25 protein-coding genes are annotated in these 24,783 nt (G+C 32.5%); 11 read left to right on the forward strand and 14 right to left on the reverse strand.

Annotation, left to right across the window (positions count from 1 at the left end; all coding sequences use genetic code 11):
- Window positions 1–72 precede the first annotated feature (72 nt).
- The 4 genes from GKZ88_RS01875 to GKZ88_RS01885 all read left to right on the forward strand — a co-directional run bounded on the left by GKZ88_RS01875 (window position 73) and on the right by GKZ88_RS01885 (window position 3,482).
- Complete coding sequence (locus tag GKZ88_RS01875) at window positions 73–831, forward strand: glycoside hydrolase family 16 protein (RefSeq protein ID WP_155100704.1); 759 nt, start codon at window positions 73–75, stop codon at window positions 829–831.
- A gap of 305 nt (window positions 832–1,136) precedes the next feature.
- Complete coding sequence (locus GKZ88_RS01880; protein WP_035648741.1) at window positions 1,137–1,721, forward strand: sigma-70 family RNA polymerase sigma factor; 585 nt, start codon at window positions 1,137–1,139, stop codon at window positions 1,719–1,721.
- Window positions 1,722–1,770: 49 nt separating this feature from the next.
- Window positions 1,771–1,914, forward strand: coding sequence for a hypothetical protein (locus tag GKZ88_RS22295; protein WP_166638431.1), 144 nt, complete (start codon window positions 1,771–1,773; stop codon window positions 1,912–1,914).
- A 506-nt stretch (window positions 1,915–2,420) separates the two neighbouring features.
- Window positions 2,421–3,482: a tetratricopeptide repeat protein gene (locus GKZ88_RS01885; protein WP_155100705.1), complete on the forward strand. Its 1,062-nt coding sequence runs from the start codon at window positions 2,421–2,423 to the stop codon at window positions 3,480–3,482.
- 128 nt (window positions 3,483–3,610) lie between these two features.
- Here GKZ88_RS01885 and nth read toward each other — a convergent pair whose 3' ends face one another.
- Window positions 3,611–4,267, reverse strand: coding sequence for an endonuclease III (nth, locus tag GKZ88_RS01890; RefSeq protein ID WP_155100706.1), 657 nt, complete (start codon window positions 4,265–4,267; stop codon window positions 3,611–3,613).
- 330 nt (window positions 4,268–4,597) lie between these two features.
- On the opposite strand from nth, the gene GKZ88_RS01895 reads away from it, so the two are divergent.
- Both GKZ88_RS01895 and bcp read left to right on the forward strand, forming a co-directional pair.
- Entirely contained in the window at window positions 4,598–4,864 is a 267-nt protein-coding gene (locus GKZ88_RS01895) for a hypothetical protein (protein WP_155100707.1), read from the forward strand.
- Between the two features lie 81 nt (window positions 4,865–4,945).
- Window positions 4,946–5,398 carry a thioredoxin-dependent thiol peroxidase gene (bcp, locus tag GKZ88_RS01900; protein ID WP_155100708.1) on the forward strand — a complete coding sequence of 151 codons (453 nt, stop codon included), beginning with the start codon at window positions 4,946–4,948 and terminating at the stop codon, window positions 5,396–5,398.
- Between the two features lie 287 nt (window positions 5,399–5,685).
- On the opposite strand, the gene GKZ88_RS01905 is transcribed toward bcp, so the two are convergent.
- On the reverse strand, window positions 5,686–7,146 hold the full coding sequence (locus GKZ88_RS01905) for a TonB-dependent receptor (protein ID WP_155100709.1): 1,461 nt from the start codon (window positions 7,144–7,146) through the stop codon (window positions 5,686–5,688).
- A gap of 90 nt (window positions 7,147–7,236) precedes the next feature.
- Between GKZ88_RS01905 and GKZ88_RS01910 the strand changes: the two genes are divergently transcribed.
- The 3 genes from GKZ88_RS01910 to GKZ88_RS01920 are packed head-to-tail and all read left to right on the forward strand — an operon-like array spanning window position 7,237 to window position 8,999.
- Window positions 7,237–8,001: an MBL fold metallo-hydrolase gene (locus tag GKZ88_RS01910; RefSeq protein WP_155100710.1), complete on the forward strand. Its 765-nt coding sequence runs from the start codon at window positions 7,237–7,239 to the stop codon at window positions 7,999–8,001.
- An 11-nt stretch (window positions 8,002–8,012) separates the two neighbouring features.
- Window positions 8,013–8,516 carry a hypothetical protein gene (locus GKZ88_RS01915; RefSeq protein ID WP_155100711.1) on the forward strand — a complete coding sequence of 168 codons (504 nt, stop codon included), beginning with the start codon at window positions 8,013–8,015 and terminating at the stop codon, window positions 8,514–8,516.
- Window positions 8,517–8,564: 48 nt separating this feature from the next.
- On the forward strand, window positions 8,565–8,999 hold the full coding sequence (locus GKZ88_RS01920) for a hypothetical protein (protein ID WP_155100712.1): 435 nt from the start codon (window positions 8,565–8,567) through the stop codon (window positions 8,997–8,999).
- Between the two features lie 113 nt (window positions 9,000–9,112).
- Here GKZ88_RS01920 and GKZ88_RS01925 read toward each other — a convergent pair whose 3' ends face one another.
- The 4 genes from GKZ88_RS01925 to GKZ88_RS01940 form a co-directional block, all read right to left on the reverse strand.
- The gene (locus GKZ88_RS01925) at window positions 9,113–9,757 is read right to left on the reverse strand and encodes an alpha/beta fold hydrolase (protein ID WP_155100713.1); all 645 of its coding nucleotides are present in this window, start codon (window positions 9,755–9,757) and stop codon (window positions 9,113–9,115) included.
- Between the two features lie 105 nt (window positions 9,758–9,862).
- On the reverse strand, window positions 9,863–10,192 hold the full coding sequence (locus GKZ88_RS01930; RefSeq protein WP_155100714.1) for a hypothetical protein: 330 nt from the start codon (window positions 10,190–10,192) through the stop codon (window positions 9,863–9,865).
- A 4-nt stretch (window positions 10,193–10,196) separates the two neighbouring features.
- On the reverse strand, window positions 10,197–11,447 hold the full coding sequence (locus GKZ88_RS01935; RefSeq protein WP_155100715.1) for a dihydroorotase: 1,251 nt from the start codon (window positions 11,445–11,447) through the stop codon (window positions 10,197–10,199).
- Between the two features lie 68 nt (window positions 11,448–11,515).
- Window positions 11,516–13,444, reverse strand: a complete 1,929-nt coding sequence (locus tag GKZ88_RS01940; protein WP_155100716.1) for a BatA and WFA domain-containing protein — start codon at window positions 13,442–13,444, stop codon at window positions 11,516–11,518.
- A 260-nt stretch (window positions 13,445–13,704) separates the two neighbouring features.
- Here GKZ88_RS01940 and GKZ88_RS01945 point away from each other — a divergent pair, with 260 nt between their 5' ends.
- The gene (locus tag GKZ88_RS01945; RefSeq protein ID WP_155100717.1) at window positions 13,705–14,814 is read left to right on the forward strand and encodes a lactonase family protein; all 1,110 of its coding nucleotides are present in this window, start codon (window positions 13,705–13,707) and stop codon (window positions 14,812–14,814) included.
- A gap of 4 nt (window positions 14,815–14,818) precedes the next feature.
- Window positions 14,819–15,322, forward strand: a complete 504-nt coding sequence (locus GKZ88_RS01950; protein ID WP_155100718.1) for a hypothetical protein — start codon at window positions 14,819–14,821, stop codon at window positions 15,320–15,322.
- A gap of 51 nt (window positions 15,323–15,373) precedes the next feature.
- Here the strand turns inward: GKZ88_RS01950 and GKZ88_RS01955 are convergent, their stop codons facing one another.
- The 8 genes from GKZ88_RS01955 to GKZ88_RS01990 all read right to left on the reverse strand — a co-directional run bounded on the left by GKZ88_RS01955 (window position 15,374) and on the right by GKZ88_RS01990 (window position 24,713).
- Entirely contained in the window at window positions 15,374–16,726 is a 1,353-nt protein-coding gene (locus tag GKZ88_RS01955) for a DEAD/DEAH box helicase (protein WP_155100719.1), read from the reverse strand.
- Between the two features lie 107 nt (window positions 16,727–16,833).
- Window positions 16,834–17,205, reverse strand: a complete 372-nt coding sequence (locus GKZ88_RS01960; protein WP_155100720.1) for a response regulator — start codon at window positions 17,203–17,205, stop codon at window positions 16,834–16,836.
- An 8-nt stretch (window positions 17,206–17,213) separates the two neighbouring features.
- Window positions 17,214–19,427 (reverse strand): DUF4838 domain-containing protein, encoded by a 2,214-nt coding sequence (locus GKZ88_RS01965; protein WP_230392449.1) that lies wholly within the window; start codon window positions 19,425–19,427, stop codon window positions 17,214–17,216.
- Between the two features lie 5 nt (window positions 19,428–19,432).
- Entirely contained in the window at window positions 19,433–20,572 is a 1,140-nt protein-coding gene (locus tag GKZ88_RS01970; RefSeq protein ID WP_196216439.1) for a YaiO family outer membrane beta-barrel protein, read from the reverse strand.
- Between the two features lie 129 nt (window positions 20,573–20,701).
- Window positions 20,702–22,012, reverse strand: coding sequence for a glycosyltransferase family 2 protein (locus tag GKZ88_RS01975; protein ID WP_230392450.1), 1,311 nt, complete (start codon window positions 22,010–22,012; stop codon window positions 20,702–20,704).
- Between the two features lie 122 nt (window positions 22,013–22,134).
- A complete protein-coding gene (locus GKZ88_RS01980) occupies window positions 22,135–23,196 on the reverse strand; it encodes a hypothetical protein (RefSeq protein ID WP_155100723.1) in 1,062 nt (353 codons plus the stop codon).
- A gap of 73 nt (window positions 23,197–23,269) precedes the next feature.
- Window positions 23,270–24,034 carry a TIGR02757 family protein gene (locus GKZ88_RS01985; RefSeq protein ID WP_155100724.1) on the reverse strand — a complete coding sequence of 255 codons (765 nt, stop codon included), beginning with the start codon at window positions 24,032–24,034 and terminating at the stop codon, window positions 23,270–23,272.
- Window positions 24,027–24,713 carry an ABC transporter ATP-binding protein gene (locus GKZ88_RS01990; protein ID WP_155100725.1) on the reverse strand — a complete coding sequence of 229 codons (687 nt, stop codon included), beginning with the start codon at window positions 24,711–24,713 and terminating at the stop codon, window positions 24,027–24,029. The genes GKZ88_RS01985 and GKZ88_RS01990 overlap by 8 nt, the downstream gene beginning before the upstream one ends.
- Window positions 24,714–24,783 lie beyond the last annotated feature (70 nt).

Consider the following 24,783-nt stretch of genomic DNA (forward strand, 5'->3'; position numbering starts at 1 on the left):
AATTAGTAAGAATGAAATGAGAAGGTCAGTTTAGGCTGGCCTTCTTAATTTTTATAATTTTAAAAGAAAACTATGAAAAAGGTGTTAATACTGCTGTTAATCAGTAGTGCTTGTTTTGCTCAGGAAGTAAAAAGGAAACTGGTCTGGGAAGAAAATTTCAATAAAAAAGAGCTAAATGAAAAAGAATGGAATTTTGAGCTTGGCGACGGTTGTCCTAATCTTTGTGGATTTGGAAATAATGAAAGACAGATTTATACCAAAACAAATCACGAATTTAAAGACGGAAATCTCGTAATTGAAGCCCGAAAAGAAGGTTCTAAATACACATCAACAAAAATTACAACAAAAGGAAAAAAAGAATTTAAATATGGACGAATCGAAGCTAGGGCAAAATTGCCAGTTGGTCAAGGAATCTGGCCTGCCTTCTGGATGTTAGGCGCTAACATTGATAAAATTCATTGGCCAAAAGCAGGTGAAATTGATATTTTAGAATATATTGGTCGCGATCCCGGAATGGTTTACACTACTTTGCATACGCAAGACAGCCATGGAAATACGATTAATACCAAAAGAACACCATATCCTAATATTGAAGAAGGGTATCACATATTTGCAATCGAATGGACAAAAGATAAAATGGACTTTTTTGTAGATAAAACATTGGTGTATACTTTTAATCCTCCTGTAAAAAATGAAGACACTTGGCCTTTTGACAAGCCTTTTTATATAATTGTCAATTTAGCTGTTGGAGGAAATTTTGGAGGACCAGAAGTTGATGATAAAATATTTCCGCAAAAGTACTATGTTGACTACGTGCGTGTTTACCAATAAAAGTATTGAAAAGAAAGATATAAATAGCTATAAGTGCTTAATTGTAAGTTATTTATGTCTTTTTTTTATTGATTTTTTCATGTATTAAATTTAAGGTTTTAACGGACTTTGCGAATAAAATTTAACGTATCAACATGTTTTTTAAGTTTTTATTGTTAATTATTCTGTGTTTTATTTGCTTTTTAAAATAATAATTTGTTAAATTTGATCACTTAATTAACACAACTAAAAAAAGAGAAGCCTATACAATAAAATTACTTTTTAGAAAATTACTCCAAATTAAAAAAAACTAAAAAAGTAGTATTATGGCTCATCTGCACATTCCAGACGCTCTGTTAGTGAAAAATTATATCGATGGCAATGAAGTTGCACTGTCGACATTAATTAAAAGGCACGAATCTAAGATATATGGTTTCATATATTCTAAGATCGCCGATAGAGATATTTCAAATGATATTTTTCAAGACACTTTTATTAAGGTAATCAAAACCTTAAAAAGTAATTCCTATAATGAAGAAGGTAAATTTTTACCTTGGGTTATGCGTATATCTCACAATTTAATTGTAGATCACTTTCGCAAAACCAAAAAAATGCCAATGTACAGAGAAACAGAAGAATTTTCAATTTTCTCTGTAATGTCTGATGATTCTTTGACAATCGAAGGAAAAATGATACTTGATCAAGTCGAAATAGACTTAAAAAAACTAATTGAAGAACTTCCTGACGATCAAAAAGAGGTATTGGTAATGCGTATGTATCAGGACATGAGTTTCAAGGAAATCTCTGAATTAACAGACGTTAGCATCAATACAGCATTAGGAAGAATGCGTTATGCACTAATGAATTTGAGAAAAATAATTGATAAACATCAAATTATTTTAACCAACTAATACTATTTTGAGTATTAACTCGTTATACTGTATATAAACATTTTACAGTATGGCAAAAATTTACTCTAAGAAAGCGTTAGCTTCTAAAAATTTAAAACCTAAAAAAGAAGTTGTTTCTTTTTTACTTAGTTATTCACAAGCCTTAACAGTTGTGAAAATCGAAGATAAAACTTTTGATATAATAGCAAATTAAACAATCGGCAATTTAGGCCGAAAGTTATTCTTAACGAAAAAACCAAATGGTCGTTTTGGTTTAAAGCTCACTTTTAGTATGCAAAATACTGACAGTGAGTTTTTTTTTGTTCTTTGTTGAAACTTTAGAAAATTATGATAATTTAGCGGTTTTAAGAAAAAGTTATGATTTCGCTAAAAAAATATTCACATTTTATTGTGTATTCATTTTTTAATTCTATTTTAGATAAAAAAATATAATGTTCACATGAAATATCTGTAAACAATGATATTTATAATGCAAATACTGTTAAAAAACAAATTATTATAAAAAATAATTAAAAAATATGTTTAATCCTTTAAAATCTTTAATATGATAAAAAACTACTCAAGCTAACTTTTAAGTTTGATTATTTTTGAATCCACTATGAGGATGTCAAAAGTGCAATTTTGTCCTTTTTTGAAGGAAAACCAGCAAAATTGAAGAGAGAAGAACCCAATCTATTTAACTATCAAACTTGATCTACAATGAAAATGAAACTAATGATTTTATCAATGGTATTGATAAATGTTGGGACGTATGCCCAAAAGACACAAATAAAAGATGCGCAGGCAATTTTTGATAAAGGTAATTCGCAAGAAGCAATTACGATTTTAAATAAAACAGAATATCTGATCATAAATGCGCCAGATGAAGATAAATCTGATTTTTATTTTTTGAAAGGAAATGTATTAAAAGACTTAGCCAGCAAAAATATTGATGCTGCAAATAACTTCAGTCTTGCATCGCAAGCGTATCAAGACGTATTTTTATTCGAAAACGAATCAGGAAAATTTAAATTTACTGTAAAAGCAGCAGCGGCTTTAAAAGATATGAAGTCTAACCTGGTTAATGGTGCTATGGACGATTTTAAAGCAGGTAAATTTAAAGAAAGTGCCGATAAAAGCTACAAAGTATATTTGTTTGACAAAAAAGATACGCTTAATTTATTTAATGCCGCTTCGTCGTCAATAAATGCAAAAGATTATAATTCGGCAATTAAATATTATGAAGAGCTAAAGAAAAGAAATTATTCTGGGCAAGGCGTTCTTTATTATGCAACAAATAAGAAAACAAAAGAAGAAGATGCGTTTATTTCGCCAAAAGCCAGACAATCAGCAATAGATCAAGGTCTTTATGAAAAACCAAGAACTGAATCAGTTCCTTCTAAAAAAATAGATGTTATCAATAATTTGGCTTATTGTTACATGGAAAATAAAGATTATGCAAAGGCTGAGGCAACGTATAATTCTCTTTTAGAAGTAAATCCTAATTATATAGATGCATATATTAATCTTGCATATCTAAAATTACAGCAAAAAAAGGCATTAGCTGATGAAATTGCCAACTTAGGAACAACGCCAAAAGAAATGCAGCAATATGATAAATTGAATGCAAAAAAAGATGATATTGCCAGAAGTGCAATTCCATATCTTAAAAAAGCGCTTTCGATTGAACCTAAAAACCAAGACGTGGCAAAAACACTTTTAGGAGTTTACAGATCGCTTGATATGACTACTGAATACAATGCTTTAAAAGCGGGAATGTAATAAAATGTGATAATTAGAAAATGTGATAATTAGATAATTTATTATAGTAAATCTTTGTCAATACATTATCAAATTGACACATTAAAAAATTAACAAAGGCACAAAGGTTTAAATCTTTGTGCCTTTTTCTATTTTGTCACTTTCGTCATTTCTTCAATAATTGATTTTTTTCCGACAGTTCTCGTGATAATATCTTTTTCCAAACTCCAGCCTCGCGCAGGCGAATATTCACGTCCGTACCAAATAATTTGAAGATGTAAATCATTCCATATTTCTCTCGGAAATAATCTTTTGGCATCTTTTTCAGTCTGAGTCACATTTTTTCCATTCGAAAGATTCCATCTGTACATCAGTCTGTGGATATGTGTATCAACTGGAAAAGCCGGAACACCAAAAGCCTGAGACATTACAACGCTGGCTGTTTTATGCCCAACAGCTGGTAATTCTTCAAGAGCTTCAAAACTTTGCGGAACTTCTCCGTTATGCTTATCAATCAATATTTGAGATAAACCATGAATTCCTTTTGATTTCATTGGCGACAACCCACACGGGCGAATAATTTCCTTAATTTCTTCGACCGACATTTTTACCATATCATACGGATTATCAGCCTTTGCAAACAATAAAGGCGTAATTTGATTCACGCGAACATCTGTACATTGTGCCGAAAGTAAAACCGCAATTAAAAGGGTATAGGGATCTTTATGATCAAGCGGGACAGGTATAGTAGGGTAAAGTTCTTTTAATGTATCGATGACAAATTGTACACGAGCTTCTTTATTCATTTCCGTATTTTTAGAGTCGTAAAAATAGTGTATTTTTGATGATGTGCCTAATCCAGCTTTCCGTTTCAACTCCTCATTGAGTCAGTAACATTTTTAAGTATTTAAAAGAGCTTCCTTCGGTCGCTTTTTAAATACAAAAAATGTAAACCGCCACAATTCCGGGGTTTTCACTTCAATCTGGGGCATGAAAACAATTATTAATTGTTAATTATGAATTGCTTTAAATTATAATAGTAAAATTGATAATCTAAGTTAGACTAAGAAGTCTAACAATCTAAAATCCTAAAAATAAATCACAGATAAATGGTAAGATTTTTAAAACAATATTTTATGGAAATATTATTTATTGTACTTATAATTTTTGTTATCTACATTCAAAGAGATTGGCTTTGTAAAGAATATAATCGTGAGGTAGATTTAAATGTTGTACGCTTGATGAAAGACAAAAATGTAACATCTAATATTAAACAATTTGCTGAAGAATCAAAGGGTCAATTTGCATATCAATTAGATCGTTTGATAGCTTTTACCTTTGGAGGATTTAGTTTAATAATAATTAGACGGCTTAATCCAAAGAATAAAATAAAGACGAATTAGATTTATAATATCAGTTTTTTTTTAAACAAAACACAAGATTTAAAAATCTAAGAAGTCTAACAATCTAAATAATCTAAAAAAATGACAACATTAAAAGCAGGCGATAAAGCACCAAATTTTTCTGGAGTAGATCAAGAAGGAAAAACACACAAACTGGCAGACTATGCCGGAAAAAAATTAGTAGTTTTCTTTTATCCAAAAGCTAGCACGCCGGGCTGTACAGCTGAAGCTTGTGATTTAAGAGATAATTTTCATCGATTCCAAGCCAATAATTACGAACTTCTTGGTGTAAGTGCCGACAATCAAAAAGCGCAAACCAAATTCAAAGAAAAATACGAATTGCCATTTCCTTTACTAGCCGATGAAGATAAATCGGTTATCAATGCTTTTGGAGTTTGGGGACCAAAGAAATTCATGGGAAGAGAATACGACGGAATCCATAGAACGACTTTCGTAATCAATGAAAACGGAATTATTGATGAGGTAATCGAAAAAGTAAAAACAAAAGAACATACGACGCAGATTTTGAAATAGAGTTTTTTGTTTCAAGTTTCAGGTTTTAGGTTTTAGGTTTCAGGTTTTTTGCTGAATGTGATATTTAACCGCAAAGCACGCTAAATTTTTTATAGTTTGCATTTATAATGCGCAAAGTTCGCAAAGCTTTATCAATAGATAGCTTTGCGAACTTTGCGTTTTTATAAAATCCCGAAGATCAAAAAACTTAGCGTGCTTTGCGGTTAAATTTGATCAGTTTAGAACATGAAACTTGAAACAAGGAAAACCTGAAACAAAAAAAAGTCCCAATAAAGGGACTTTTTTTATTAAGTATTTTGTTCTAATTCTTTCTGCGGGTGATACCCAAAAAGATGATGTTCTTTTATAATTTCTGCAACTCCAGAAGGAAGCATTGGTTCCCAGCCCGTTTTTCCTTGGCCGATCATTTTTAATACTTCGCGTGAGAATACATTTAATATATCTGGATTGTAATCTTTAATATCAACCACTTTTCCGTTGAATTTAAAGAATTTGTACAATTCTTTCATTCTAGGGTGAACTTTCAAATTATCAGAAGTAATAATTTCGCCGTTATCGCCTAGCATTGGATACAAGAAAACTTTCATGTCGCGGTAGAATAATTTACCGAAAGCTTCCAGAATTCCGCCACTTAAATGACGGTAATATTTCTCATCAAAAATATCAACTAAGTTGTTTACACCCATCGCCAATCCCATTCTGGCTTTAGTATAATTAGAGAAATATTCAACAACTTTATAATATTCTTGGAAATTCGAAATCATTACGGTTTGACCAAGAGAACAAAGCAATTCGGCTCTGTCCATAAAATCACGTTCGTCAATTTCACCGTCAGAACGTAAATTCGAAAGCGTAATTTCAAAAACTGTTAAGGTATTATCTTTGTCAACTTTATTTTCATGCAGAAACATCTTTAATGATTTTTCATACATATCAAGATTTACATTAGTTACCGGGCGGAAACTTCCTCTAAAAGCAAGAATATTTTTTTTGTATAAAACAGCAGCTGGCAAAACATTCTTTCCTTCCGGATTAAACATCACGGCATCGGTCATTCCATTTTTAACTAACTGTAAACTCATTAAACGATTATCAACATCGGCAAAACGAGGTCCTGAAAAGTTAATGGTGTCAATCTCAAGCTGATCTTTGTCTAAGTGATCATATAAATAACGCAGTAAGCGCTTTGGATCGTTGTATTTGTAAAATGCACCGTAAATTAAGTTTACACCTAAAATTCCTAAAGTTTCTTGTTGTAATCGGGCATCAGTTTCTTTAAAACGAATGTGAAGTATAATTTCGTTGTATGCTTCGTCTGGTTCAATTTGGTATCGAATTCCTACCCAGCCGTGGCCTTTAAACTGTTTGGCAAAATCTATAGTTGCTACTGTATTGGCGTAGCTGAAGAAAAGTTTATTTGGATGTTTTTCACGGCTTAAACGTTCTTCGATCAATTCACCTTCAAACGTCAGCATTTTTTTTAGTCGGTTTTCAGTCACATAGCGGCCGTCACCTTCAATACCGTAAACGGCGTCACTAAAATCTTTGTCATAGGCAGACATCGCTTTTGCAATTGTTCCCGATGAACCTCCGGATCTGAAAAAGTGCCTAACGGTCTCTTGTCCAGCGCCAATTTCGGCAAATGTTCCGTAAATATTCTCGTTTAAATTAATGCGTAACGCTTTGTCTTTTATAGAAGGAATCTGTTCGATGACCTTGTCACCTTTGAGTTTTATTTCTGTACCCATTTTATTTTAAATAGATTTGTTACAAAGTTAGCAAATTAGGCTTCTAATGAAAGAGAAATAATCCTATTTTTGTAAAAAAATTAAGTTCAATTGAAGGTCTATTTTTTAGGTACTGGTACTTCTCAAGGTATCCCGATTATTGGGGTTGATCATCCCGTTTGCAAAAGCACTGATGCTAAGGACAAAAGGCTCCGCGTATCCATCTGGATTTCGTGGGACGAACATTCGTATGTGATAGATTGTGGCCCAGATTTTAGACAGCAGATGCTTTCGTGCGGATGCCGAAAACTCGATGCTATCTTATTTACACATGAACATGCTGATCATACTGCGGGTCTGGATGACATTCGTCCGTTTAATTTCAGGCAAGGCGAAATTCCGGTTTATGCGCATCAGCGTGTAATTACCAATCTGGAACGCCGATTTGAATATATTTTCGAAACCGTAAACAAATATCCCGGCGCACCAAGCATTAAAACAATTGAAGTTTTAAATGATAAACCTTTTGCAGTTGGCGATAAAACAGCTATTCCGATAAATGTTATGCATGGCGATCTGCAGGTTTTTGGTTATCGTATTGATGACTTTGCTTATTTAACTGATGTAAAAACAATTGAAGCTGCCGAAATTGAAAAATTAAAAAACCTGAAAGTTTTAGTTGTTAATGCATTGCGCGTTGAGCCGCATGATACACATTTTAACTTGCAGGAAGCCCTTGATTTTATTAACCTTGTTAAGCCTGAAAAAGCTTATTTAACTCATATCAGCCATGTTTTAGGTTTTCACGAAGAAGTGCAAAAAACACTTCCTGAAAATGTTTTTCTGGCTTATGACAATTTAGAAATTACAATTTAATTATACCTACAATGAAAAAATCCTTAATGCTTTATCTTTTTATTCTTGCCATTTTAATGAATGTTTTTACTTATACGTTTTACAGCGGACAAGTTAAATTTGAGCAAGATCGATACGATAAAACTACTAAGAAACTTAGAGACAGTATAAATTTGGTATCTACCAAATTGGCTGAGGCCGATTATTTTTCTTTAGAACATAATGAAAATGCTCAAAATTACTTTGATAACAGTGCTTCTGGCGGAAAAGTAATTTTATACGAAAAATTGATTCCGGTTGTGACAGAAAAATTATTAGATCTTAATGCGAATCCAAAAGGAAACCCATACACAGGTCAGGATATGATTGACGGAAAGAAATTTATCATCAATAAAATTAAAATTTTAAACCACAGATGGATTATTGCGGATTACAGCAATGGAGAATTATGGGGAGAAGTCTTGTTAAAATATTTTGTTGATAACGATGATAACATTACATTTGAAGTAAATCAAACTTGGTTATATCAAAAATAGGATTTTTTAATCCTATTTTTTTTGCTCAATTTTAAAATTATTAGGATTATGAAAAAGATAATTTTGTTTGCAATTATAGCAACTCTTGCATTTTCTTGTGCGAAGAAAGTTTCCTCAGAAAAGAAAGGCTTAAAAGCACCAAAAACCGAATCAAAAACAGAAACAGCGGTAGGAGCAGACTCAGATGCTCACGGCTGCAAAGCTTCTGCAGGTTACACTTGGTCTACATTAAAAAAAGAATGTATCCGAATATTTGATGGAACCAAATTGTCTCATTACGATGACGGAAAAAATCATACAACTGCTTCTTATGTAATTTTCGACGGAAATAAAGCAGAGCTTTTCCTTGATACTCAAAAAGAATCCATCATTTTAGAAAGAAAATCGGAAGGTGATTCGTGGGTAAATGGTGATTGGCAATTAATTCCGTGGAAAGGATATGTTTTGAAAAAAGAAGGGAAAATTATTTATACTGGACAGTAATATTTTAGTTTTTAGTCTCAGTCGCAGTTTTCAGTTTGGAATAGTAAATCTTGAAACTTTGTGAAAGTTCTAAGCTTGTTCAACACTGAAAACTGCGACTGAATACTGCAAACTTACAAAGCCAGCCAATTTTTAAAATCAAAGAAATTTTGAGGAGCAACACCGTGACCAACAGGATATTCTTTATAAGTAACTGGAATATTTAAGTTTTCTAAAATTGTAGGAGTTTTTCTCGCCCATTCAATTGGAATGACTTGATCTACAGTTCCGTGAGAAGCAAATATTTTCAAGTTTCTAAAGTCATTTTTCTCAAAACCGTCTTTGATGATTTCTTCATTAAAATAACCGCTCATGGCCACAACTCTCTGAATTTTTTCAGGATAAGAAAGTGCTGTTGCATAACTTAAAATAGAGCCTTGGCTGAATCCAATTAGCGTTACATTATTGGCGTCAATTGGGTACTTTGCAACTAATTCGTCAATGAAATTTGCAATTACATCGCGAGAAGATTTTGCTTGTTCGTTATCTGAAAATTTATTCTGATCTGCATCAAAATTAATAGCGTACCAAGCGTAAGCGCCATATTGCAAATCATAAGGAGCTCTTGCTGAAATGATATAATAATTATCTGGAAGTTCAGAGGCAAACGAAAATAAGTCTGCTTCGTTGCTGCCATATCCGTGCAATAAAAGCAATAACGGATTTTTATCTAAAATTACTTTTGGTTCTTGTATTTTATATTCTAAAGATAGATTCATTTTTTAATTGTGAATTGTAAGTTGTGAATTGTGAATTTTTCACTTTGTCAAAGTTTCAAACTTTGACAAAGTTTTCAAGTTTGGAATTTAAATATTAGAATTTTTCTAACCTATCGATTTAAACCATTTCTGAAATAAATTCCCAACCAAAGGAATAGGTCTCATTTGTCCTTGAATAGCATTAAAAATACCAAAAGTCCACAGAATTGAAATACAGATCCACATTGGGAAAGTGATAAAAAAGCTGTCAAAATTACTGATTATAGCTCCGAAAGAAATAAAAGTCAGCGACAAACCTAAAGCCTGACGAATATGAAAAGACGCAAAACTGTTTTTATTCTCAGAATTCATAGACATGGCAATCAAAACGCCAATAATTAAAATATAGCTGGTAATGGCGATTGATTTTCCTTCTTCGATTGAATTATTATTCATTGTATTATTTTGTAACAAGTTGATTTTGATTTAAAATTCCGTACACAGAACCTTTAAGTTCAGTTCCTAAAAAAGCAGAATTTTTAGATTTTGAAAGAATATTTTCTTTCGTAAAAGTCGATTTTCCTTCTGGAGTAAAGAATGTGAAATTGGCTTTTGCACCTTCTTCTATTGTATTATTTTCCAAACCAAAAACAGCTCGTCCAGAAGTTAATTTTGCAACTACAGTTTCTAATGGTAAAACCGTTAATAAAGCTCCAAAAGCACTTTCTAAACCAATAGTTCCATTTTTAGCGGTATCAAATTCCATTTTTTTGAATTCAATATCAATTGGGTTGTGGTCTGAAGTAATGGTATCAATCGTTCCGTCAGCGATTCCGTTTAGTAAAGCTTGTCTGTCAACTTCTGTGCGTAACGGCGGTGTTACTTTAAAACGTGTGTCAAATCCGTCCAGTTTTTCATCGGTTAAAACCAAATGATGAACAGAAACACTTGTCGTTACGTTTAAACCTTTTGCTTTAGCTTCTCTAATCAATTGAACCGATTTTGCCGTAGAAATGGTCGGAATATGAAGTTTTCCGCCAGTATATTCTAATAAAAATAAGTTTCTTGAAATCTGTAGTTCTTCAGCTAAATTCGGAATTCCTTTTAAGCCTAATCTTGTAGAGACAATACCTTCGTTGACAACTCCATTTCCTTTGATATTTGGATCTTGCGAATAAGCAATTACTAATCCATCAAAATCCTGAACATATTGTAATGCGATTTTAAGCAAATTAGCATTCTCGATACTTTTGTTATAATCTCCAAAAGCGATTGCTCCGGAATTTTTCATATCATAAAGTTCTGCCATATCTTTTCCTTCGCTGGCTTTTGTTAAAGCTCCAATTGGAAAAATTTCCGTTGCAAAACCATTTGCCTTATTTTTTACAAAATTTACCTGAGACTGATTGTCAATAATCGGGAAGGAGTTTGGCTGTAAAGCAATCGCAGTAAAACCGCTTTTTGCTGCAACATTTAATCCGTTTGCAATGGTTTCTCTGTCTTCGTAACCTGGTTCTCCAAGCGAAACACTGCTGTCAAACCATCCTTGAGAAACATGAAGATTGTCGAATCTTACTACTTCGGCATCGTCATTTGGAAGTGAAACGCCTATTTTTTCAATTAAACCATCTGCAATTAAAAGATCAACGGTCTGATTATGAAACGGACTTTTTGAGTCGATAATTTTGGCGCTTTTGATGATTATTTTCATATGTAGATATTTTATTGTCGTAAAATAATTTTTGTAAAAAGTACAACGCCTTTAAATTGTCGTTGAATCTATTTTACAAATTTGATGATCGCCATTTCTAATGCTAAAAATAACAGTGCAAAGATAACAAACCATTTCCAAATTTGGCTGTCAGTTCGTTCAGTTTGTAGCGTATTAAATATAGTCGAAATAGTATCTGCAGTTTTAAAGTCAGAAACTGCGTTTGTGTTTACCTGACTCAAATCGCTTTCGGTTCTTTTGTAATTAAAACTTAAATTTTCAACCCATTCTTTTTTGTCAAAAATGCTGTAATTTCCAGCTTTTTCAGGGAAATCATTGAATGTTAATTTGACTTTATTATTCAAACTTTGCTGAATCGGAATAAAAGAATCTTCAGTTCCTTTTACTTCTAAAATTGCATCTTTTGTCAATAAAACATCCACAAAATAAGGCTGATTGTTTCCAATTGTTAAGGCATTTACTCCGGTTTTTTGATTATTCTGTGCCATTTTATAAAACAATGGAACGATTAATGGAGATTGCTGAAAATTTGAATTGGCCGAATTTATTGGTGCCGAGAATACTGTAATTCCGGCAGTCGGGTTTTGAATTGCAGTTACAAATGCACTCTGATCTTCATAAGATAAAACGGCCGGATATGGACTCGAAATCGCAAATGAACTGCTTGTTTTTGGATATTGGAAATTCGTGATTTTATTCTCAAAAACGCCAGAAAACAAAGGGTGATCAAAATTGATTTTCGTAATTAATTTACTTTCAGTTTTCAGATTATTAAATTGAATTTTTCCAAAATTCCCTAAAAAGGAATTTAAATTTGAAATTGAACTTTTTTCAGAAGGAATGACAACTATATTGCCGCCTTTAGAAACAAACGCTTTTAAAGTCGTCTGTAAAGCCTGCGGAATTTCAACTAATTCGTTCAGGATTATTGTGTTTTGTTTTTCTAAACTATTGTAGTCTAAAGAACTAATGGAATAATTATTATAATTGAATTCGGCAGAAGTATAAATTCTCGATAAGAAATTACTTTTTTCAGGTTCGCCAATGCTGATTACGTTTGTTTTTTTGTTTTTAGAAATACTGAAAAACAATTTGTTATCATAAGTCAATCCATTGTCTTCTATAGAAACATAGCCATGGAAAGCTTCTTTTGGAATCGTAAAGTTGATTTTCTTTTTCTTCGAATCAAAATTGATAATCGTTTTGGCAATCAGTTTGTTTTGATTGTATAAAGCTGTCGAAATTGGTTTGAAATCTTCGCCATAAGCAGATAAATCGATACTTATTTCGTAGAAATTCTCCAAAGTCTGATTGATGTAAACGCTGTCAATTGAAACGTTATTTTTCTGTTCAGCTTCTGAAAGAATAAAATAGGGCTTTTCATCAGAATCAATAGTTGTAATATCGTTTTCTTTTAAGCCGACAGCATCAGAAATAATAATGATGTCTTTTTTATATGCCGATTTATGTGCTTTTACTTTTGCTATAATGGACGAAAGTTCAAATGGCGTTGCACTGTAGTTTAGATTCTGTAAAGAACTTTTAACCGATTTAATATCAGTGTTCCAATAATTTTCGGTGTTCGTTAATAAGGAAAATTGAGCAGTTTCAGGCGTATTTTCTAATAGTTCCTGAACGGCGCGTTTTAGTAATTCACCTTTTTTGCCTTTTGCCTGCATACTAAACGAATTGTCTAGAATAATATACATTTCGTTTGAAGCATTTTTACTGTCTTTGGCTTCAAAAAAAGGCTGTGCAAAAGCGATAATTATGCAAGTAAGCAGTAATAATCGAGTGGCAAGCAATAATCGTTTTTTGATTTTAGAACTTTTTCGGGTCTGAATTGCAAGCTCTTTTAAGAAACGGACATTGGTAAAATAAGAAGTTTTAAATCGTCGTAATTGAAATAAATGAACCAAAATTGGAACAATCAATAAAAACAGAAAGTATAGAATTTCGGGATGTTTAAAATGCATTCTGGCTTCGATTTACTTCACTACATTTTGTAGATGCTGGTCAAAAATACAAATTTTTAGTCAAACCATATAAGTAATATTAAGTTAAACCATATAAGTTATATAAGAGATTATAAGCAAGCGTTATTACGTTTAAATTAAATGAACTTATATAACTTATATGGTGAAATAGATCAAAAAAATGTAACTTTTCTGGTTTCATTTGTAATGATGAAAAAGATATTATTGCGTATTTTAGCGTATTCAAAAAATAATAGAATATGAAAAAATTGTATGTGATCTTATTTTCAGCTTTGGCAGTGACAACGGCTGAAGCTCAAGATAAATTCAATTTGTTAGTAGGAACTTATACTAATAAATGCCAAAGCAACGGAATTTACGTATATGAATTTAATGCAAATTCTGGGGAATTTAAATTGAAAAATTCTTCTGAAAATGTAATCAGCCCAAGTTATTTGTCGGTTTCGGCGAACAATAAATTTATATATGCTGTAAATGAAAACGGAACTCAAAGTGCTGTAAGTGCATTTGGATATGATTCAGTTTCTGGAAAACTTAAATTTTTAAACACAAATGATGCTTTAGGAGCAGATCCCTGTCATTTGATTAATGATGATAAAAATGTAATTGTTGCTAATTATTCTGGAGGAAGTATTGTTGTTTTTAAGAAAAATACAGACGGAAGCATCTCAACTGTACAGCAATTAATTCAGCACGAAGGAAAAGGTCCTAATGTGGCGCGTCAGGAAAAAGCGCATGTGCACCAAGTTGTTTTTTCACCAGACAGAAAATTTGTTTTGTCTAATGATTTAGGTCTCGATAAAATATTTATCTACAAATATAATCCTGACGCTAAAAATGAGATTTTAACTTTAAAAGGAAGTATTGACGTAAAAGCAGGAAGCGGGCCAAGACATTTGACTTTCAGCAAAGACGGTAAATTTGTTTATTTAGTTCAGGAACTTGATGGCACGTTGACAACTTTAAGTTATGATAAAACCGGAAATTTGAAAATAGTTGCTGAAACAAGTATTCTTCCTAAAGGATTTACGGGTGGAACTGGCGCCGCAGCAATTAAAATTTCGCCTGACGGAAACTTTTTGTATTTAACAGACCGTGTAGATGCCAATGCAATTTCGGTATATAAAATTTTGAAAAACGGAAGTTTAGAATTGGTAGAACAGCAAAGCACATTAGGAAAAGGTCCGAGAGATTTCGCTATTGATCCATCTGGAAATTACCTTTTAGTGGGACATCAATATACAAATGATATTATCATTTTTAAAAGAGATAAAACTACCGGAAAGCTTACAGATACTGGAAAACGAATTGAGTTATGCTCGCCAGTTGGATTAGTTTTTACGAAATAATTAAATGGATACTTTAGAAAAGACCATCTCAAGATTAGGTTTGCTTTTGATAATTATCGCGGTTGTTTTCATTTTTACAGATGTCAAGCTCTTAGTTACTTATTGGGAAAAATTGTCATCTTACGATTCCTATAAAATGGTTGGAAGTGGAGTTCCACAGAAATATTTTTTACTTTTTGATACCTTTCGTTGGTTATTATTGTTAATTGGAGGAATTGGTTTTGTGCGTAAAAATGTACTTGGCTGGATATTCCCTCAGGCTTTTGTACTCTTAACTTTTTGTGGTTTGACTGCTAGTCTAGTTACTCAATTCTGTCATTATGAAGTAATAACATGGATTTTTCTTAGGCCAGTAATCATAATTTCGAGTATGATGATTTTTGTATTTAATGTTTTAAATTTAAATATAATGAAGGAATACTTAAGTTTTGATAAATACCAGAAGATTTGGCTTTGGTCAAGTGTTTTTATTTTAAATGCAATTGGCCTTTTAATTTTTGCAGCATAAAAAAAATCCAAATTCCTGATAAACTTGGAATTTGGATTTTTTTTTTGAATTTTATTTGTCCTTGTCTTTTCTCTTTTTGTCTCTCGTTTTCAACATGTTTCTATTAACAGAACCATGAGTTTTCTTTTTGGTTTTAGAAGGCCCACCTAAGTTGACTTTTTTGTTCTTTTTAGATTTTTCATGAAAAGCACCTTCACCATCAAGTTTTACTTTTTTCATTAAAAACTTAATCGGCTGTCTGTCTTTTTCAGGCTCGATTAATTTAGTTGAAATTTCGACTTCTTCTGGAAAAGTGGTTGTTTCAAGTTCTTGATTCATTAAAACCTCCACTTCAACTTTAAATTCTTCTTCACGAGGCGTTATAAAACTAATTGCAGTTCCGGTTGCATCAGCACGACCAGTACGACCAATCCTGTGCATGTATAATTCAGGTTCTTCTGGAAGCTCAAAGTTGATTACGTGCGTGATGTCAGAAATATCCAAACCTCTCGCCATAATATCTGTAGTGATCAAGCCACGAAGATTTCCTGCTTGAAATTCGGCCATAGTACTCAAACGGTAGTTTTGAGACTTATTGGAGTGAATAACGCCAAATTGTCCCTCAAAATGCTCTTCAATACGTGTATGAAGCATGTCTGAAATCTTTTTATTGTTTACGAAAACCAAAACACGATCCATGTTTTCGGTTGTTTCCAATAAATGTTTCAGCAAATTTACTTTAGTATTAAAATTGGGAACATTGTATGTAATCTGAGTAATTTTTTCAAGAGGTGTTCCCGAAGCTGCAAGTGTAACTTCTTCAGGAAAATCAAAATAATCGTTCAAGATTTCATCAACTTCGTCAGTCATAGTTGCCGAGAACAAAATATTTTGACGTTTTGTTTTCATCATTGCCAAAAGTGAAGTCAGCTGCGGTCTGAAACCTAAATTCAGCATTTCGTCAAATTCGTCGATTACTAATTTCTGTGTTTCATCAAAACGAACAACAGCGTCAAGAGCTAAATCCATTGTTCGGCCGGGAGTTCCAACTAAAATATCAATTCCTTCGTAAACGGCTTTTTTCTGTGTATTAATATTTACGCCTCCATAAATTCCTAAAGTTTTAACCGACATATATTTAGTCAGTTTTTCAACTTCTTCGACAACCTGAACTACTAATTCACGAGTTGGTACCAAAACAACAATTTTTGGTGTATTGGTATTTGTAAATTTGTAAAGCTTTAAAAGAGGAAGTAAATAAGCAAATGTTTTACCGGTTCCGGTTTGCGCAATTCCCATCATATCACGTCCAGACATGATTACAGAGAAAGATTTTTCCTGAATTGGAGTAGGCGTAACAAAGCCTAATTCGTCAACAGCTTTTTGTAATGATTTTGGGAGATTGAATTTTTCGAAAGTGCTCATTTGCATTAAATTTTGTGCAAAGATAGCTATAAATAGCTGAAAAATTGGTATTTCTTAGAAATTACAAAAACTTAAGCAATTCATATTTCCTAAAATTACAGTTTGAATTACTGCAAAAATCGTTTTATTCGCAATAAAAGCTCGTTTGGATTAAAAGGTTTTGCAATAAAATCATCAACGCCTAGTCTAAAAGCTTCTTCGACAGTCTCTTCTTCTTCGCCAAGCGACGAAAGCGCCACCACACGTATCTGCGGGTAATTTTTTTTAATGTGATTGATGATTTCCAATCCTGATTTTAATGGAATAATAATGGTAGTAATCACCAAGTCAGGCATAATCATTTGTATTTGCTCAAGTGCGCTGATTCCGTCTTTAGCGACACTAATTTGATAACCTTCCCGATTTAAAATAAATTTTAGAATTTCGATAGTCATATCATCACTATCGATAATCATAATTTTTTTTTCATTGCTGTTCATTTTGGCTTTTATTTTTTATAAAGTTCGATTTCATCAATCATAACCATTGGCTTTTTATTTTTTCTTTCTCTCCAAGTTGGTAATTCAGTTTGGTTTTCAACAAGCACTTTAATCTTCGCAAAACTATTAAAGCTTTGATTTTCAAATTCCCAAGATTTCGTTGTAATTTCAAATTCTTCTGTTAAATTATCACAAATTTTCTCTTCAATAAGTTTCCATTTTTGATTTACAAAACCATAAATTTTTATTTTTTTTGGAGTAAAAATCCAATGACGCTGATCGTTTAGAAAATTCAGTTTCAAAACATTAAAATTCAGTTTGTTTGTTTCAATTTCAAATGAAGGATTTGTTCCGTACCATCCAATCCAGTTGATATTAAAATCCTTGTAACCTCTGTTTCCGTCTACTAAACCATAACCTCCTTTTCCTTTAAAATCTTCAGACGGAGGCGTCAAATAATTGATTTTTAAATCCTCTCCTAAATGAGTTGTTTTGTTTTTGCAGATTTCAAGCCATTCTTTATAATAATTGTCGGGAGAGAGACCATCTTCGCTTAATTCATAAATTCCCAGATCATTGCAGGATTTAGTAAATTGTAAAACTCTTTCGGTCAAACCATTTTTTACTTCTTTCTCTCCTTTATTATTTACGACAAACATTCCGTGCTGGTTTTTCCCATAAAATTTAGACTGCTCAAAATAGGCATATTCTAAAGCTAGTCTCAGTTTTTGAACTCTGGTTTTTAAAACAGCATCATCGGTTACTGCATCGGCGGCTTTTTCCAGTAATTGATCGTATTGATCCATATTTGCTGGCGTCAAGAAAGAATTTCGAGCCTGAACCGGACCCGAATAAATATCTAAATAAGCATTGCTTTTGCTTTGATTTTCGGTTAAAGCTTTTAAATAATTGCCTATAAATGGCGCAGCTTTTCCGTAAAAACCTCTTAAAAAATCGGCTGTTGTGGTTTGAATATTAATATCGGTATCCCATAATAATTTGGCCAAAAGGTATTGTCTTAATTCTGAGAAATCGCCAGGAACATCAGCGTATCCTTGAACAAATAAACCTTTTACTTTATTCTTTTTAAAGAGCTTATAATTGCTCTGAAAAGGTTCGAAATTTGGAAAAGGTGACATGTAATTCGAAAACTGAACCGTATAATCCCATAAGAATAAATGCGGAGAAGTACTGCTCCAATTTTCAAGTGTTTTTACAAATGTAGGTTCATTTTGAGCTGTAATTGTTTTTCCTCGGTTTAATTCAATCGGACAGAAAATGGTATAAATATTTGGAGAAATTTTTAGATTAACCGGGGGTTTAAAAGTATGTAAATAGGCGAGTGTTGTAATTTTTGTGTTCGGAAAATGCGAAGCGATTTTATTTAAAAAATAATATAGAGATCCTTGCGGTCCACCGTATTTTTCATTCATTTTTCGGCATTCAGCGCATTCGCAGTAGACAACGTCATCATTTTGGCTTACGGAGTAAAATTGGGCATTTGGAGTTGTTTCAATGATTTTAGCCATTTTTTTCTGCACCAAATCAACGACAGTATCATTCGTCATACATAACGATTCTCCGTTTCTTTTTCCTTGATAGAGCGCAAAAAGTTTTGGATTGTTTTTAAAGTATTCTTTTGGCGGAACAAGCACATTAAAAGAATGTCCCCAAATTCCGAAGTCATTTAAGTGCCAGTCGAGTTTATGCCAGTCTCTAAAAGCCTCGTCATAACAATCAGGAAAAAAAAGTGCTCGATAATCAAATGAAGGCTGGTAACGTTTAAGTGTATTTTTGGCGAACGTAAATTGATCCACTTTTGGAATATAGGTTTCAGTGGCAGAAAATTTCCTGAATTCCCAAATTTCAAGCAACGTATATACGGCATAACGGATTGATCGTGAGTTTTCTGCAATCAGATAAATAGATTTTGAATCACTCTTAATGATAAAATCGTTGGGTTTCAGTTTTTCCTGATCTGAAATTTCTAAAATTATTTCCGATTGATCAGGATCTCTTTTTTCGCCTGAAATATTATCAAATTCTTTTGCAAAAGCTTTATCGATATATTTTTTTAATATTACAGCTGCATCACGAGCATCATCTGATTTTGAGAGAATACTGTTTTTATTAGTTATAATAATTTCAGATTGCGACATCATATTAAAATTAAATAGAGAGAAAATGAGGAGCTGTAAATATATCTGATGCTTTTTTTTCATGATTTCTAAAATTTATATTGCAATAAAAAGGCAAAATCAAGTTCAGTTTGATATTTATTGGGCGTATATTCTTGCTCGTTTGCTGTGATTAAAATTCCTGCTATATAATGACTTTTTATAAGTTTGTTAAAACCCGCACTGATTCTGAACGATTTTAAAGTCATTCGTGCTTCATACTCAGCGGAGCGTGTTCTGTCATCTGGGGAAGTTCCGTAACCGGCAATCAAAGTTACGTAATCAAATTTTGTTTTATAATAATATCGAGAGGTAAAAGTAAAAGATGGGCCTTCATCTTGAATAAAAGATCTAAGATTTATCCAATAGGAACCAAAATACTTGCCAAGACCTACATTAAGTGATTTAATATCGCTGTTGTCCTGCGATTTAATATAGCGAATTCCCAAATCAGCTTCCCAGCCATGATTAAAGTTATGAAAATAAGAATATCCTAATCTCCATTCAGGAAATGCGTCATCTTTGCTATATGCGGCATCTAGGTAGGAGTAATTATTATTTTTGGCATAAAGATAGGATTCAACTTCAAATTGAAGTCCGCTTGCCATTACTTGGTTAGAGGAATATCTTTTTGCATAACTTACTCGGCCAATTAAGCTTCCCCATAAACGCTGTCTTAAGTAATCTGCACTTGCGAGATGCCATGGGCCAATTCCGTCTCGGCTAATTGAGGTGTAGTTATAATACATACCAACCCGATCCATATTTACAGTCGAATATAATTCAAAAAGGAGCTGTTGAATTTCTGGATCGTTTGGAAATTTGGCCTTAATCGATTTTAAATATTTAGCTTCGTTTGCTGTATCATTCTGCAGGGAATAAAAAGCAATACGTTTAAGCCGGAATGTTTTGTCGTCAGGATATAGCTCAATTGCTTTATTGGCCGTTGCGACACCATCGGCGTATTTTTTTTCTTCTAAATCTAAATTTATCAAATAAAGGAAAGCTTCCTGATACTTTGGATTTTTGTCAATTACATAATTGTAATAATATCTGGCGCTGTCTTTTTGGTTTACAAAATCATAATTTCGCCCCAACACCAAATGAAAATCAAGATAATCTGGAGCCAATTTTTTACCCAGTAAAGCGCGCTGAATATTGTGTTTATAATCAGGCTTATTGTTTTTCATATCTTTGATTATGACAGTTAATAGGCTGTCTGTATCAATTTTCTGGGCTTTTATATTTTGGTTAGAAAATAAAAATAGGCAGATAAACAGTTGGATTATATGTAAAGTTTTAATGCTTTTCATATCAAATTATTTTACGGGTGATTTTTCAAAACCTTTGCGAACCATGACACCCCATTTTTGTTCTTTGTTTGTAAAAAAGTACCAATATCCCTTTAACGATGCATAAACGTTTATTGGATGATAAACAAAAGGCTCAATGGCCGCCATTGCAACAAGAATTATTAATTCTTTATAATTTGCGTAGCTTCTGTACAGTATTTCATCTATTAAAATTGAAATAATAGTAATTGATAAATAAAAAAGGTACACTAAAGCACTTATAATCAATAAATACTGAAAATCTATAATGCCAAAAATGAAACTCGAAATCAAAGTAATGATTCCAATGAATTCTATTATTGGAACTAAAAATTCAAAACTGAAAAAGAAAGGCAGCACTAGAAATGCCGTTCGTCCGTATTTTGGGTTTAAAAACATATTTCTATGCAAATAAAGCGTTTGTACAAGCCCTCGTGCCCAACGGATTCTTTGTCTCAAAAAAACTTGTCTTGTACTAGGGACTTCTGTCCAACAGAGTGATTCTGGAATGTATTTAATCAAAAATTTCTGCTTTGTATCATGCATATATTTGCGCATACGCGTTACGAGTTCCATATCTTCGCCTAAAGATTTATGCCAATAACCGCCGGCTTTGATCACAATGTCTTTATCAAACATTCCGAGTCCGCCAGAAACAAGCAATAAGCCGTTTATCTGACTCCAGGCCATTCGCCCAAATAAAAAAGAACGAACATATTCCAGTTCCTGAAACCGCGGATACCATTCTTTTGGATAATGAACTCTAAACAAAAAACCTTCTTTTACATCACAAGAATTTGAAATTCTAATGCCGGCACCGCTGGCAATTACACGAGTTTGACTTTCCATGAATGGTTTTGCCAGTTTTAGAATTGTATCTTGCTTTAAAATACAATCAACATCTGTACATAAAAACAGCGGATATTGTGATGAATTAATGCCTGCGTTTGATGCGTCTGCTTTGCTTTTTCCGTTTACTTTATCTACAACCAACAGTTTAGAATAAACGGGATTTTTAGATTTATAATGCCCTCTTACAGGCTGTGTCACGATTTTTTCCTGATAATAAAAATCAATCTTTACTAAATCAAATTCGGTTATTAGTTTTTGCAATGTATCATCTGTGCTTCCGTCGTTTACGATTATAATTTCAAATTTAGGGTAAGTCAGTGAGAGCAGTGATTTTACATTATAAACAATATTTAAACCTTCGTTGAAAGCCGGTGCAACAACTGAAACGCCTAAAATATGATTGGAGCGCAACAAAACTTCTTCTTCTAGATATTTTTGATATTTCAAATGTTTTATAATGGCCCAATAGGACAATATGGATAAAAACACATAAAATAAAATATACCCAATAGAAAAAAAGGCGACAAAAATGTCATAACCACGTATAAGATGAGTCAGAAAATCGTGAATCATATTTGTATTTGTCTAATGTGATTAATCATTTTTTGTGTATCAGCATCTTTATTGCCTAATAATTCCAGCCTTTTAGGATCTAAGCTGTTGTAGCAATAAACCATTTTAAGCTTCAGGTCTTTTATTTCTTGTTTTTCAATTTCAATTTCTAGGAATTTCAATGTTTTTTTTGAGCCGATAACAGACAGCGTTTTCAGCATTTGAAATTGAATTTCCTGAGTTTCCGCGGGATATAAAGATAAAATTACATCTTCGGCTTCATACAAATAAAGATCTCTGATGGCTATAATTACATCCGTTTTTAAACCTAGATGTTTATGATGCAATAAGTTAATAATTTCGGCCGATTTGTTTCTGTAATTATAAAAAACCATTACCATTACGGCTAGTTTTAAAACCGCCTTCTTTTTAGAATATATCCATTGATTTACTTCTTGAGGCATTGGTATATTTTCTGTATGAAGTACATCCATAACTTTTATCGTCGTGATAATCGTTACTTTAAGAGGCAGTTTGTCCACAGCCTGCCAGTCGCCTTTTGACAATGCTAAATAGGCAATATTGGCATTGGACCGAATAATTGTATTGGAACTGAATAAATATTTTTTTATAAGCGAAATACCTGGTTTATAGCATAATAATTGAAAATGATGTATGCCTTCGTATTTTTTGTATTTTCTGAAATCCCTAATTAAGCCTGCAGAATAATTGTTTAGACCTAAACGTTTGTAAATAAGAAGAATATTTTTTGCAGCAGGACCTTTTAAGTTGCTTCTCATTCGGATTAAATCCTCGATAAGCATGTTTTTGCACCACGTTTTATGGATTGGAATTTCTGACTTGAATTTTGCAATTCTATACTTTAGTGTATTCTTGTCAGGTTTTGATAAGGTTATCTCAGTCAGAAATATTTCAGACTTTCTGATAATCATTTGCTTGTAAGGAAGGCTGTATTGATAAAAAACTCTTTTCAGAATTAGAATAGCTGCTAAAGAAAGCGTTAAAACTAAAAAAAATGGAAGGACAAAATGTTTGATATAAACTATAATTTGTTCCATAATACAGGCTTTTACACTTGTAATATTACGAAAAAAAAATGCAATATCAAAATAATATCAATGCATTTTGTAGTTAAAATCCTTCAAAAACACCTAAACCAAAAAGTGCAAAGTCGTATTTTACAGGATCTTGAGAATCCATCTCTCTAAGTTTAGCATCTAATTCGGCTAATGCTTTTCCGTCATTTTGTTTTCGGGTAAGCAAATCCAATTTTCGGGCTACATTTCCTGAATGTACGTCTAACGGACAAGATAAAGATGCCGGAGAAATGGTTTTCCAAATTCCTAAATCGACTCCTTTTGTGTCTTGGCGCACCATCCATCGCAAATACATATTGATGCGTTTTGCAGCCGAATTATTCATTGGATCCGAAATGTGTTTTTGTGTTCTTGGCAAATGATCGATTTCAAAAAATATCTTTTTGAATTCATGGATGCTTTTCTGCAGACTATTTTGCTCTTGGTTTTTGGCAAAAACGGCTTCAAGTCCGCCATGATTTTTATAAATATGCTGTAATCCTTTGATGAATCCGCCAAAATCTTTTCCGTTGAAAGTACGGTGAACAAAGGTTTCTAAATCTGCTAGATTCTCATCAGAATGCGACATGACAAAATCGTAAGGCGCATTACCCATCAATTCCATCATTTTATGTGAATTCTTGATAATCATTTTGCGGTTTCCCCAAGCGATTGAAGCGCTTAGAAAACCGGCAATTTCAATATCTTCTTTCTGAGAAAATAAATGCGGAATCTGCACAGGATCACTTTCAATAAAATCCTGATTGTTATATTGAATAACTTTTTCGTCTAGAAATTCTTTGAGTTCTGCTTTATTCATCTTTGATTACTCCAGCATTACTAATTTGGCCATCAACCATTACCAGTTTTCTATCGGCCATATTTGCCAATTCTTCATTATGCGTTACGATTACAAACGTTTGACCAAATTCATCTCTCAATTGAAAAAATAACTGATGAAGGTTTTCGGCAGAATGTGTGTCTAAATTTCCCGAAGGTTCATCGGCAAAAATAACATCCGGTTTATTTATTAAAGCTCTAGCGACCGCAACACGCTGTTGTTCTCCTCCTGAAAGCTCGTTTGGTTTGTGATTGATACGGTGTGATAATCCTAGAAAATTCAACAATTTTTTAGCTTCTGCTTCAGTCTCGGCAGCTTTTTTTCCTGCAATATAAGCGGGAATACAAACGTTTTCAAGAGCTGTAAATTCAGGCAAAAGTTGGTGAAACTGAAAAATAAACCCCAAATTCAGGTTTCTGAAATTAGATAAAGCTTTATCATTCAATTTTAGAATATTTTGGCCATTTATGCTTAATGAAGTAGGTGTAGTAGCGTTTGAAGGTTTGTCTAAAGTTCCTAAAATGTGAAGCAAAGTTGTTTTTCCCGCTCCGGAAGCGCCAACTATAGAAACAATTTCTCCTTTTTTAATGTGTAAATCTACGCCTTTTAAAACTTCAAGCTGATCGTAGAATTTATGTATATTTTTTGCGTGTATCATTTTTTTGAAACTGTTTCTACAAAGAAACGAAGATTATATCGATATAAAAATGAGTTGTAACAGAATTTTA

The organism is Flavobacterium sp. LC2016-01, assembly GCF_009711135.1.
Lineage (GTDB): Bacteria > Bacteroidota > Bacteroidia > Flavobacteriales > Flavobacteriaceae > Flavobacterium.